The organism is Aeromonas aquatilis (assembly GCF_054052405.1).
This window is the reverse complement of record NZ_JBSTYP010000025.1, coordinates 63,668-75,012: the sequence shown is the minus strand read 5'-3', so window position 1 is coordinate 75,012 and position 11,345 is coordinate 63,668. Positions and strand designations below refer to the sequence as shown.

At 59.0% G+C, this 11,345-nt stretch carries 11 protein-coding genes; 5 read left to right on the top strand and 6 right to left on the bottom strand.

Annotated elements, in window-relative coordinates:
• Positions 1-285 precede the first annotated feature (285 nt).
• The 4 genes from ACW5W8_RS12085 to ACW5W8_RS12070 form a co-directional block, all read right to left on the bottom strand.
• Positions 286-2,439: a S9 family peptidase gene (locus ACW5W8_RS12085; protein ID WP_498628099.1), complete on the bottom strand. Its 2,154-nt coding sequence runs from the start codon at positions 2,437-2,439 to the stop codon at positions 286-288.
• Positions 2,440-2,673: 234 nt separating this feature from the next.
• Positions 2,674-3,105, bottom strand: coding sequence for a DUF411 domain-containing protein (locus ACW5W8_RS12080; RefSeq protein WP_005339953.1), 432 nt, complete (start codon positions 3,103-3,105; stop codon positions 2,674-2,676).
• Positions 3,106-3,151: 46 nt separating this feature from the next.
• Complete coding sequence (locus tag ACW5W8_RS12075) at positions 3,152-3,475, bottom strand: hypothetical protein (protein WP_498628098.1); 324 nt, start codon at positions 3,473-3,475, stop codon at positions 3,152-3,154.
• An 88-nt stretch (positions 3,476-3,563) separates the two neighbouring features.
• Complete coding sequence (locus tag ACW5W8_RS12070; RefSeq protein ID WP_498628097.1) at positions 3,564-4,286, bottom strand: SDR family oxidoreductase; 723 nt, start codon at positions 4,284-4,286, stop codon at positions 3,564-3,566.
• 142 nt (positions 4,287-4,428) lie between these two features.
• Between ACW5W8_RS12070 and ACW5W8_RS12065 the strand changes: the two genes are divergently transcribed.
• The 5 genes from ACW5W8_RS12065 (at position 4,429) to ACW5W8_RS12045 (ending at position 9,550) form a co-directional block, all read left to right on the top strand.
• Positions 4,429-5,271, top strand: coding sequence for a LysR family transcriptional regulator (locus tag ACW5W8_RS12065; RefSeq protein ID WP_005342847.1), 843 nt, complete (start codon positions 4,429-4,431; stop codon positions 5,269-5,271).
• A 101-nt stretch (positions 5,272-5,372) separates the two neighbouring features.
• Positions 5,373-5,969 carry a glutathione-regulated potassium-efflux system oxidoreductase KefF gene (gene kefF / locus ACW5W8_RS12060; RefSeq protein ID WP_498628096.1) on the top strand — a complete coding sequence of 199 codons (597 nt, stop codon included), beginning with the start codon at positions 5,373-5,375 and terminating at the stop codon, positions 5,967-5,969.
• Positions 5,970-6,036: 67 nt separating this feature from the next.
• Positions 6,037-7,893: a monovalent cation:proton antiporter-2 (CPA2) family protein gene (locus ACW5W8_RS12055; RefSeq protein ID WP_498628095.1), complete on the top strand. Its 1,857-nt coding sequence runs from the start codon at positions 6,037-6,039 to the stop codon at positions 7,891-7,893.
• A complete protein-coding gene (locus ACW5W8_RS12050) occupies positions 7,890-8,276 on the top strand; it encodes a SirB2 family protein (RefSeq protein WP_042052535.1) in 387 nt (128 codons plus the stop codon). Before ACW5W8_RS12055 ends, ACW5W8_RS12050 begins: the two co-directional genes overlap by 4 nt.
• A 287-nt stretch (positions 8,277-8,563) precedes the next feature.
• Entirely contained in the window at positions 8,564-9,550 is a 987-nt protein-coding gene (locus ACW5W8_RS12045; RefSeq protein ID WP_005339987.1) for a helix-turn-helix transcriptional regulator, read from the top strand.
• A gap of 852 nt (positions 9,551-10,402) precedes the next feature.
• Here ACW5W8_RS12045 and ACW5W8_RS12040 read toward each other — a convergent pair.
• On the bottom strand, positions 10,403-10,714 hold the full coding sequence (locus ACW5W8_RS12040) for a DUF1145 domain-containing protein (protein ID WP_498628094.1): 312 nt from the start codon (positions 10,712-10,714) through the stop codon (positions 10,403-10,405).
• Positions 10,698-11,327: a 16S rRNA (guanine(966)-N(2))-methyltransferase RsmD gene (gene rsmD, locus ACW5W8_RS12035; RefSeq protein WP_498628093.1), complete on the bottom strand. Its 630-nt coding sequence runs from the start codon at positions 11,325-11,327 to the stop codon at positions 10,698-10,700. Before rsmD ends, ACW5W8_RS12040 begins: the two co-directional genes overlap by 17 nt.
• Between the last annotated feature and the right edge of the window lie 18 nt (positions 11,328-11,345).

Genomic DNA, 11,345 nt, shown 5'->3' with positions numbered 1-11,345 from the left:
AGGCTGGGGTATCCATGATGGTAGACCTCAAGGTGATGGCCTACTTCAAGCTTAGCCTTTCAACACGTAATTGGGACATAGCCAATAAAAAGCGATAACGACTTCGATTAAGCACACCACACCAACAAAAATCAAACAAAACGGCAAAATGGCAGCGTTAAATATCGAAAAGTTTGATGTCGATCATTAATTTCCTGATCGTGGATTAATTGTCGGTCAGGGCGGGAGAATTATGGGGGGAGTCTTATGCGGCCCTTGAATGACAAGGGCCGAGGTCATAATGGATCAGTTGGCCGGGGTGGCCAGATCCAGGATAAAGGCGTACTCCAGCGCGATATCCTCGTAGGCTTTGAAGCGGCCCGACTTGCCACCGTGGCCGGCGTCCATGTCGGTGTTCAGTAACAACTTGTTATCATCCGTCTTCAGCTCACGCAGCTTGGCGACCCACTTGGCGGGCTCCCAATACTGCACTTGCGAGTCGTGCAGTCCGGTGGTGACCAGCAGATTGGGGTAGGCCTGCGCTTTCACCTGATCGTAGGGGCTATAGCTCTTCATGTAGTCGTAGTAGCGCTTCTGGTTCGGGTTGCCCCACTCGTCATACTCCCCGGTAGTGAGGGGAATGGACTCGTCCAGCATGGTGGTGACCACATCGACGAAGGGCACCTGCGCCACCACGCCGCGATAGAGTTCGGGCGCCTGATTGATGACCGCCCCCATCAGCAGGCCGCCGGCGCTGCCGCCCATGGCGTAGATCTGATCCCTGGCACCGTAGCCTTGCTCCACCAGCGCCTTGGTGACATCGATGAAGTCATTGAAGGTGTTCTGCTTTTTCAGCAACTTGCCATCTTCGTACCAGTGACGGCCCAGCTCTTCACCACCCCGGATATGGGCGATGGCGTAGACGAAGCCTCTGTCCAGCAGGCTCAGACGCGAGCTGCTGAAGTCGGGATCCATGCTGGCGCCGTAGGATCCGTAGCCATAGACCAGCAACGGATTCTTGGGCGCATCGGCGAGACCTTTCTTGAACTTGTCCTTGCGATAGACCAGCGACACCGGCACCGATACGCCGTCGCGGGCGGTTACCCAGAGCCGCTCGCTGGCGTACTGGTCGGCCTTGAAGCCGGCCACCGGCTGCTGCTTGAGCAGGGTGCGCTTGCCGCTCGCCATATCCAGCTCATAGGTAGAGGCGGGGGTGGTCATGGAGGAGTAGCCATAGCGCAGGGCGCTGGTATCCGGCTCCGGGTTGTAGGCGAGCCAGGTGACATAGGCGGGATCGTCGAAGGCGATCTCCTTCTCGTCACCGCTCTGCCAGTTGATCTGGCGCAGTCGGGTCAGCCCCTTGTTGCGCTCTTCCAGTACCAGCCAATCCTTGAACAGGGCGTAGCTCTCCAGCAGCACGTCCGGATTGGGGGCGATCACCGCCTTCCAGCGATCGACCGGGCTCTCCTTGGTCTCGTAGAGGCCGAAGTTCTTGCCATCCTTGTTGGAGCGCACATAGAAGCGGCCGCGGTAGTGATCCAGGCTGTATTCGTGATCCACCTGACGGGGCAGGAACAGGCGGGGGGCGTGCTCCGGCTGGTTGGCATCGATCAGCCGTGCTTCGCCGGTAGTCGTGCTGGAGAGGGCGATGACGATGAAATCTTCCGAGGTGGTGGCGTAGAGGCTGATGTAGAAGGAGTCATCTTTCTCCTCGTAGACCAGCTTGTCCGTGGCCGGATCCGTCCCGAGCGTGTGGCGATAGACCTGATACGGAAGCAGGGTCTGCGGGTGCTTGCGCACATAGAAGAGGGTCTTGTTGTCGTTGGCCCACACCAGATTGCCGGAGGTATTTTCCAGTTTGTCGGTGGCCCACTGGCCGCTCTCCAGATCGAGGAACTGGATCTGGTACTGACGGCGGGATAGGAAATCTTCCGCCACCGCCAGCCAGCGGTTGTTGCGGCTCACCTCAAGGGCGCCGAGGGCGTAGAACTCGTGCCCTTCAGCCCGCAGGTTGCTGTCGAGCAGCAGACTCGACTGCTCTTCACCGAGCTTGGTGCGCGAGTAGATCCCGTACTCCTTGCCCGGCTCATAGCGGGTCTGGTAGCGGTAGCCATTCTTCACATAGGGCACCGACTCATCCTGCTGGGGGATGCGGGCGACCATCTCTTTGTAGAGCTGTTCGCGCAGGGGTTGGGTCGGCTTGAGCATGGCCTCGGTATAGGCGTTCTCGGCCTCGAGGTATTGCAGCACTTCCGGCGCCTGACGCTGGTCGTCGCGCAGCCAGTAGTAGTTGTCGATGCGGGTATCCCCGTGTTTTTTCAGAGTGCGGGGATGTTTGGCGGCCACGGGCGGCTGGATTGGATGTTCGCTTGTCAGCATGGCGGGCTCTTCATTGGCATAAGTGGGGGGGAGAACTGTCAGAAAGGCTAGCAGCAGAACTCCTCGGGAAAAGGTAAACATGTCGCATCCTTGGCGCTGGAAAGGGTTGGTAGACCTGAGCATCGGCTCCATGAATTGGCGTTAAATCTGCCCCTTGTTGCCGGTGGTTGCAAGCAATCCCTTGTTATTGCAGGAAATGTAATCAAAAAAAGCCGCTATCTCGCGATAGCGGCCCTCTTTCTGGCCATGAGCGGCAAGAGTCCGCTCAGGTGTGCCTCACATGATATGGGAGTGCCCTCTCATGGCCAGTTTTCGTCAGCCTGGGTAGCTCGACCAGCGGTTGGTCGCGCCCTCGTTGCTGATACTCAGTACCTCATAGGGATGGCCCGGAATATCCATGCCCGGCGCACTCTGGGGCATGCCCGGAATGGTCAGGCCACGGATCGCCGGTTTTTCCCTGAGCAGTTTTTGTACATCGGCGGCCGGTACATGCCCCTCGATCACATAGCCATTTACGATACCGGTATGGCAAGAGGCCAGTTCCGGCGCGATACCGTATTGCTGCTTCACTGCGCCGAGCTGTTCGGTTTCGATGACCTCCAGTTCGAAGCCATTCTGCTCCATGTGCTCGTTCCAGCTTTGGCAGCAGCCACAATATTTGGATTTGTAGACGGTCATCTTCTCGGCCGCGAGAGCCGAAAAGCTGACGGTACCGGCCAGCATGGCCAGTAACAGGGGTTTGTACATCACTCACCTCAGATTGAAAGAAAAGATGCCCGATACGGGATGCGTTTCAGATCTGGATGCGTGGGGGACGTTCGAGCCGCTCGCACGGGGCGTCCGGCATAAAGAGAGAGGGGGAGGCGAAGTCGGGGGTATCCGGTTCCAGCACGGCGACCGTCAGGCTGTCGCTGCCTACCAGCGTCATCGAGAGGGCGGTGGTAAAGCTGCCGCAGAGCATCGCTTTTTCCAGGGTGCGCTCGCTCTGGCTGCAGTGGGTAGTCAGGGTACAGAGGTCGGTTGCGGCCCGGCTGCCAAACGACATCAACACCAGCACCAGACTCCACAAGGGGAGCCAGCGACGGGCGTGAGCGAGTTGGCGACGGGTGAGAACCATGGAATGACTCAAAAATAACAAGGGGCACATGGTAACCCTGTGCCCCGGGGGAGGGTCAAGTCCTCCCCATGGTGTCAGTCAGCTGGATTCAAGGTTGCTGACGGGTCGCCGCCAGCACGATCTCGCGCACGCAGACGTTGGCAGGCTGGTTCCAGGCGTAGCGCACGGCATCGGCGATCACTTCCGGCGCAATGACGCCACCCATCTGATCTTTCCAGTCGTGGTAACCGGCCTTGATGCTCTCGTCAGTGGTGTGGCTGAGCAGCTCGGTCTCGACCGCACCCGGGGCGATGGTCACCATCCGCACGCCGACATCGGCCACCTCTTCGCGGATGTTCTCGGTCAGGGCGTGCACGGCGAACTTGGTGGCGCAGTAGGCAGCATGGTTCGGGAAGGTCTTGCGACCGGCGATGGAGCTGATGTTGATGATGGTACCGCTGCGGCGCTCCTTCATGCCTGCCAGCACTGCGTGGACGCCGTTCAGCACCCCCATCACGTTGATGTTGAGCATCTGCTGCCACTCGGCGGGATCCTGCACATCTGCCTGACCAAGCAGCATGACACCGGCGTTGTTGACCATGCAGCCGACCGGGCCAAATTTGGCTTCTGCCTGCTGGACGGCGGCTTTCATGGCGGCGGTGTCGGTCACATCGACCCTGATGCAGAGGGTATCGGGCAGATTCAGCGCCTGCATCGGCTCGACCCGGCGGGCCAGCAGTAGCAGGGGATGACCGGCAGCAGAGAAGGCACGGGCGATGGCGGCACCGATCCCGGCGGAGGCACCGGTGATCACGACGAGAGATTGGGACATGGGTCTTTCCTTCTGATTCAAGAGTCGGTTTGAGCAAACAGGTGGCTGGCCAGCACGGAACCCAATCACTATAGTCACTGCATCTATAAGTGATAAATATTGTTTTCCGCTGGTTATCATCTGAAAAAACTATGGTTGGTTTATGCTGGACTTGAGATTGCTGCGTTTCTTCATCGCCATCTATGAAGAGAAGAACATCACGGCGGCGGCCGAGCGCTGCCACGTCAGCCAGCCCTCCCTCTCGGCGGGACTGCGCCAGCTGGAAGAGGCGCTCGGTGACAGCCTGTTTGTCCGGGGCAAGAAGGGGGTGGTGGCGAAAGATCCGGCCCACTATCTCTATCCCCACGCGGTCAAGCTGGTGGAGGAGGCGCGTCGTCTGCCGGAGCTGTTTCGCCAGAAGGCGACGCGTGCGAGGCTCAATATCGCCATCATGCCGGACTTGAGTCGCCGCCGGGTGGCCGGGCTGTTGCAGCAAGTGCAGGGCGTGTTGCCGCAGCTGGATCTCACCCTCTCCGACTACACTACGCCCGCCGACTGCCGCTTGACGCTGGATGCCTTGCGTCGGGAGGACGAGATCTTCCTGCCGCTGTGGGAGGAGGATTACGTGCTCTGCGTGCCGGTCGATCACCCCCTGGCCAGTCGCGAAAGGATCGAGCTCGCCGAGCTGCAACATTATGATTTTATTGAGTGCCCGCCCTGTGAGGCCCATCAGCAGACTATCGGTCTGCTGGCCTGTGACCGGCTTACCCTCAATCTGGTGGCCAAGGCCGAGAGCAAGGGGCTGGTGATGGCGCTGGTGCTGGCGGGGGTCGGCATCAGTTTTCTGCCGGACGGGCTGGTGGAGGATGAGGCAGGGCTTTGCACCCTGCCGGTGAGCGGACCGCGGATGTTTCGCCGGATTGGGCTCTGCTATCCCGCCCACCAGACCCTCAATCCGGCGCTGCGGGAGCTGATCCCCGAGTTGGCAGGCTATGGCGCTTCCTGATAAGGTCGCTCTCCTGTGCACCTTTACGATGCAGCTCCCCAGACTCCCCTTTTCTGTTTACCTCGCCTTGCACCGCAAGGCTTTGTTCGGGTGATGTGGTCATGAAACGCATTCTGGTTATTTTTTCCCATCCCGCGCTGCAGAGCTCGCGGGCCAACAAGCAGCTGTTGCAGGCGATTGAGGGGCTGGAGGGGGTCACGGTTCACGACCTCTACCAGCACTATCCCGACATGTTTATCGATGTGAAGCGGGAGCAGGCGCTGCTCTGTGAGCATGACATCATTGTCTTTCAGCACCCGTTTTACTGGTACTCCTGCCCGGCCATCATGAAAGAGTGGATGGATCTGGTGCTGGAGTATGGCTACGCCTACGGCCCCGAAGCCCACGCCCTCAAGGGCAAGCAGTGGTTGAGCGCCATCACCACCGGCGGGGCGCCGGAGTCCTACTGCAGCGAGGGTTACAACAGCCGACCGCGGCTCGATTTTTTGCTGCCATTTCAGCAGGCTGCCACCTTGTGCGGCATGAACTGGCTGCCGCCCTTTGTGCTGCACTCCTTTCACAAGATCAAGGATCCCGCCGCTCTGCGCCGCTGTGGGCAGGACTACCGTCAGCTGCTTTGCGCCTTGCGTGACGAGCAACTCACGCCGGAGCAGCTGGCCAGCCGCCCCTATCTGCGCGATCTGCTGGAGGTGCTCTGATGAAACACGGGCTGCATTTTGGCCGATCTTATGAGCCGGATCAGACGTTGAAACGGAGGGCTGACTGATGGGCCACGGGATCCTGTTTGATGCCTTTATCTATCTCTCCGCCGCCGTTATCGCGGTGCCGCTGGCCAAGCGCTGGGGGCTGGGTTCGGTGCTCGGCTATCTGCTGGCGGGGATCATCATAGGCCCCTTCCTGTTGGGGCTGGTGGGGGAGCAGAAGGATGTGATGCACTTCGCCGAGTTTGGCGTGGTGCTGATGCTGTTTCTGGTCGGGCTGGAGTTGCGCCCGGCCCTCTTGTGGCAGCTGAAAGGGCCGATCCTCGGCACCGGCGGCCTGCAGGTGCTGCTCACCACGGCGGCACTGACCGGCGTGGCGCACCTGAGCGGTCTGCCGCTGCAACAGGGGCTGGCCATCGGCCTCATTCTGGCGCTCTCCTCCACCGCCATAGTTCTGCAGAGCCTGCAGGAGCGTAAGCTGATGCAGAGCGAGAGCGGTCGCTCCGCCTTTGCGGTGCTGCTGTTTCAGGATATTGCGGTCATTCCGATCCTGGCGATCCTGCCGCTGCTGGCCATGGCGCCGGTCGCTAGCAATGGTGGCTCCGAGCTGGCGGGTTGGCAGCATGGTCTGCTGGTGGTCGCGGCCATCTCCGGCATAGTGCTGGGTGGCCACTACCTGATGCGGCCGGTATTTCGTGCCATCGCCCAGTCCCATATGCGGGAGATCTTCGTCGCCGCCGCTCTGCTGCTGGTGATCGCCATCGCCGTGTTGATGGAGTCGGTGGGGCTTTCGCCCGCTCTCGGCTCCTTCCTCGCCGGGGTGGTGCTGGCCGACAGCGAATATCGCCATGAGCTGGAGGCCGACATAGAGCCGTTCAAGGGCTTGCTGCTCGGCCTGTTCTTTATGTCGGTGGGGGCGGGGATCGACTTCGGGCTGTTTGCCGAACACCCTTTCCTCATCCCGACGCTGGTGGTTGGCCTGATGGTGCTTAAATGGCTGGTACTGATGGCGCTCGGCTTCATTATCCGCATCTCGCCGAGTCAACGCTGGACCTTCGCGCTGGCGTTGGCGCAGGGGGGCGAGTTTGCCTTCGTGCTCTTCTCGTTTGCCGCCCAGAACCGGGTGCTGCCCGGTGAGACCATCTCGCTGCTGACCCTGGTGGTGGCGCTCTCGATGGCGCTCACCCCGCTGCTGCTGATCCTCAACGATCGGGTGATCCAGCCCTGGTTCGATTACCGTAACCAGAGCGACGCGCCGCAGCATGAGCAACCTGAGCTGGTGGAGCATCCGGTGATCATCGCGGGCTTCGGCCGCTTCGGTCAGATCGTGGGGCGTCTGCTGCATGGTCACGGCATCGGCACCACCATCCTCGAGCAGGATGCCAGCCAGATAGAGACCCTGCGCAAGTACGGCTATCAGGTCTTCTATGGCGATGCCAGCCGGATCGACCTGCTCCATGCCGCCGGGGCGCACAAGGCGAAGCTGCTGGTGCTCTCCATCAACGATCCGGCTACCTCGCTGGCGGTGATCGAGATGGTGCAGAAGCACTTCCCGCACCTGAAGATCCTGGCGCGAGCGTTGGATCGACCCCATGCCCACGAGATCCTGCGCCACGGGGTCGAGAGCGTGCACCGGGAAACCCTGGGCTCGGCGGTCGATCTGGGGGTGGAAGCCCTGACCCAGCTCGGTTTTCGGGCCAACCAGGCCTGGCGGGCGGGGCAGACCTTCAAGCAGCACGATAACTGGCTGTTGCGAGAGCAGGTCAACTATCTGGACGACGAACACACTTATATCAACAAGAGCCTGCAATACCGGGAGATCCTCTCCGATCTGTTGCAAGACGACGAGGAGGGGCAGGAGCGTATCCATGCCCACAACTGGAATAGCGGGCTACCCGACGACGACAAGGAAGCAAAATGATTGCCTATTATCCCATGTTCAAACACCTGCATATGACGCTGGCGCTGGTCAGTCTGCTGCTCTTTATCTATCGCTGGAGTCTGGCGCTGGCCGGCAGCGCTCGGTTGCAGCAGAAGTGGCTGAAGATCCTCCCGCATATCAACGACACCTTTCTGCTGCTGTTTGGTGTGTTGCTGGCGGTGGCCTTGCAGTTGAGCCCGGGTCAACAACCCTGGCTGATGGCCAAGCTGATTGCACTGGTGCTCTATATCGGTCTGGGTGTCATGGCGCTCAAGCGCCCGGCCCGCGGTCAGAAGCTGGTGGCCGGTGTGGCGGCACTGGCGGTGTTTGGCTACATGGTCGGTGCGGCCATCACCAAGTCAGCCTGGTCGTGGCTGATGTGAGCAAAAGGGGAGAGCTATGCTCTCCCCTGAAATCATATTCTGTGATGAATTAATTAATCGGAGTTTTATGCTAACAATAAATCGCAAGATAGAGCTTTCATTTGAGGGATTTTTGGCTAATTTTAGCCTCTAGCGGCTCCTTTTTTGAGTGTGTTGTCTATATAAATCAATTGTTTAGTGTGTTTTGTATGAAAATGGCGACAGTTGTCGCAGCAAAACTTGCGACATAGACTGTCGCAAGTCACGACTAGCATACAGTCAACGCTAAACCAGTGAAGGCAAGCACCATGAGCAAGAAGCTGTTACGACAACTGACCTTGGCGCGTTGCATCCCGCACCGCCCTTACAAGCTGACCGCCAGCCAACTCCAGGTAAAACTGGAAGAGGAAGGCATCCACGTCAGTCTGCGTACCGTGCAACGGGACCTGGAGGAGATGTCCGGCATGGGACTGTTCGACCTCACCTCGGACGAGCGCAGCAAACCCCATGGCTGGTGCTTCGAGCGCCACGGCCTCAACGACTTTGCCAATATCATGCCGCTCTCGCTGGCGGTGGCCCTGAAAACCTGGAGTGATCAGGCGAGCCAACTGTTGCCGGCGAGTGTACTGACCGAATTGAATCCGCTGGTCGACAAGGCGAGCCAGGTGATCCGCGACAGCCAGAGTGAACTGGCCGAACGCTGGCTGGAGAGTGTCCACCAGTCACCGCGTCCGTTTGCCGGCAACCCGGAGATCCGCCGCAGCACCCTGATCCGCGATGCGCTCTGGCGTGGTCGCAAGTTCAGTGCCGAGATCCAGCGCGTGATCAAAGAGCGCACCGTATGGCTCTGCTACGACCGTATCAACCCGCTCGGCATTCTCAATCAGCCGGACGGCCCGATCCTGCTCTGCACTCTGTCCGAGCTGGATCCCAAGGTCTACGGCATCCCGTTTGACCATATCAAGAACGTGGAACTGACCAACTTCAGCGCCACCCAGCCGAAAGATTTCAATATCCAGAAGCTGATCCGCGATCAGGGCTATCAGGATGTGAGCGGCCCGATCCGCTTCGTCGGCCGGATCGATGCCAACAGCCAGTCGCTGGTGGATAACCAGATCCCCGGCAACAATCCGCGCATGACCCGCTATGACAAGCGCAGCGTGGTGGTGGAAACAGAAGTGCAGGACACCCCGGAGTTTCGCAGCTGGTTGAACAACATCGGCGGTGAACTCGAGGTGCTGGCACCGGAATCGCTGCGCAAGGCCTATCTCAATCCGGCCAACCGCTTGAGCTGATTAAAAATTGGAATGTTGAAGAGTCGAGCTTGGTCTCGGCTCTTTTTTTGCGGTTTTTTTAAGCATATTTATTCAACTAATTTTTAAGTCTTAACGACTGGATTGAACCGTTTTCCTGCCCCGTTTTTGGGAGCGAAACCCGTGTAAGAGATCTGCCATAGCCACTGTAAGAGGCTGGCGCTTTGAACCGTACGCGAAGCCATGCCAGAATGATCGAGCTTTCCTGTGAAACCAATTAACTTACTGATATTTAAGAGTTAGTTTTTAAGTTTGTTTTTTGAAATGGGAGCGACATCAGATCTTTATCATCGGATGGCCCTTGTTCGGGGTGCGCATTTCCTTACTATGGGTCTCACAAGGACGGAGCTGGTTCGGCAGGATGCAGGGCAGCGTATAAAGATGGAATAGTCCGCAGGATGTGGACAAGGACACCTCAGGATGAGCTCGATAATCAGGATGATTATCGTCACGGATGAATAAAGGAACACCGCAGGACGCGGCAGGACACTCTCGGGATGAGAGCAGAACGAACGGAACCTAGTTCTTCAGGATGAACAGGACCTCGCCGGATGCGAGAGGAATACTTCAGGATGAAGTGAGATAACCCGGATGGTTATCGGTCAGGAAGACGCAAGGACCCCCACAGGACGTGGTAATGGACACCTCCAGGATGGAGACAGTGAAGCAGTTCAGGATGAATTGCCAGGCCAGGAACGCCGCAGGACACGCCAACGGATTGGAAAGGGGATATTCCAAAGGATTAGGATAACGTCAGGGATTGCAGGGAGCATTGCAGTTCTACGGACAGGACGACACGACTCTAGGGGACGGCTACCGCCGTCCCCTTTTCTTTTATGGTTTGTCGGAGAGATTGCCGCGCTGGGCGGCGTTGACGATCTCTTGCAGGCGCTGACGAATGTCGACCATGCCAAACACACCAAATATCAGCACAGTGACAAACTCGGTCTTGGTGATCGTGAAGTAGCGTTTGCAAGCTGCCTTGATCATGCTGGCCTGCAGCCAGTGAAGCAGCGCGACGATCACGCCGCAGACCGGCAGAAAGCCGTTGAGTTTGCCGGGCAGCGGGGCAATCAGGCTCACCAGTACGCCAAACCAGAAGAACAGTACCAGCCCCATCGCCAACAGATTAATGACTCGCTTCATTGTTTACCTCCCTTAGATAGAGTTGGTAGCAGACTTGGCCTGCTTGCTTGTCCTTGAGTAGTTGCCAGCTGGCAGGCAGCGCCAGATCGGCCATCTCTTTTTCCCGTTCCAGATAGATGAGGGCGTCCGGCGCCAGCCAGCCGCGCTGCTCCAGCAGTTCGCACACTTGCGGCAGCAGCTCGCGGCGAAACGGTGGATCGAGGAACACCAGATCAAACGGCGTGGCAGGGCCTTGCAGCCAGCTCACCGCATCTGACTGGATCACCTGACCCTGACTGCTACCGAGGGCGGTCAGGTTCTTCTTGATCTGGTCGGCGGCCCCTTTGTCCATTTCGATCAGGGTCACCTGCTCGGCATAGCGCGACAGCGCCTCCAGTCCGAGTCCGCCGCTACCGGCAAACAGGTCGAGGCAGCGGGTGCCGCGAATGTGGGGGGCCAGCCAGTTGAAGATGGTCTCCTTGACGCGATCCGTGGTGGGTCTGAGCCCCTCCACATCCTTGACCGGCAATTTGCGGCCTCGCCACTGGCCGCTGATGATTCTTACAAAGCCCGATTTTCCTTGCGGGGCAGGGCTTTTGCTCGGGTTGCTACGGCTGGATTTCACTCTGGGCATCGCGTTTCATCGTCAGAA

Coding starts and splice junctions, on each gene's coding strand:
- ACW5W8_RS12085 (WP_498628099.1), bottom strand. CDS start 2,439: ATGTTTACCTTTTCCCGAGGAGTTCTGCTGCTAGCCTTTCTGACAGTT.
- ACW5W8_RS12080 (WP_005339953.1), bottom strand. CDS start 3,105: ATGTACAAACCCCTGTTACTGGCCATGCTGGCCGGTACCGTCAGCTTT.
- ACW5W8_RS12075 (WP_498628098.1), bottom strand. CDS start 3,475: ATGGTTCTCACCCGTCGCCAACTCGCTCACGCCCGTCGCTGGCTCCCC.
- ACW5W8_RS12070 (WP_498628097.1), bottom strand. CDS start 4,286: ATGTCCCAATCTCTCGTCGTGATCACCGGTGCCTCCGCCGGGATCGGT.
- ACW5W8_RS12065 (WP_005342847.1), top strand. CDS start 4,429: ATGCTGGACTTGAGATTGCTGCGTTTCTTCATCGCCATCTATGAAGAG.
- kefF (WP_498628096.1), top strand. CDS start 5,373: ATGAAACGCATTCTGGTTATTTTTTCCCATCCCGCGCTGCAGAGCTCG.
- ACW5W8_RS12055 (WP_498628095.1), top strand. CDS start 6,037: ATGGGCCACGGGATCCTGTTTGATGCCTTTATCTATCTCTCCGCCGCC.
- ACW5W8_RS12050 (WP_042052535.1), top strand. CDS start 7,890: ATGATTGCCTATTATCCCATGTTCAAACACCTGCATATGACGCTGGCG.
- ACW5W8_RS12045 (WP_005339987.1), top strand. CDS start 8,564: ATGAGCAAGAAGCTGTTACGACAACTGACCTTGGCGCGTTGCATCCCG.
- ACW5W8_RS12040 (WP_498628094.1), bottom strand. CDS start 10,714: ATGAAGCGAGTCATTAATCTGTTGGCGATGGGGCTGGTACTGTTCTTC.
- rsmD (WP_498628093.1), bottom strand. CDS start 11,327: ATGCCCAGAGTGAAATCCAGCCGTAGCAACCCGAGCAAAAGCCCTGCC.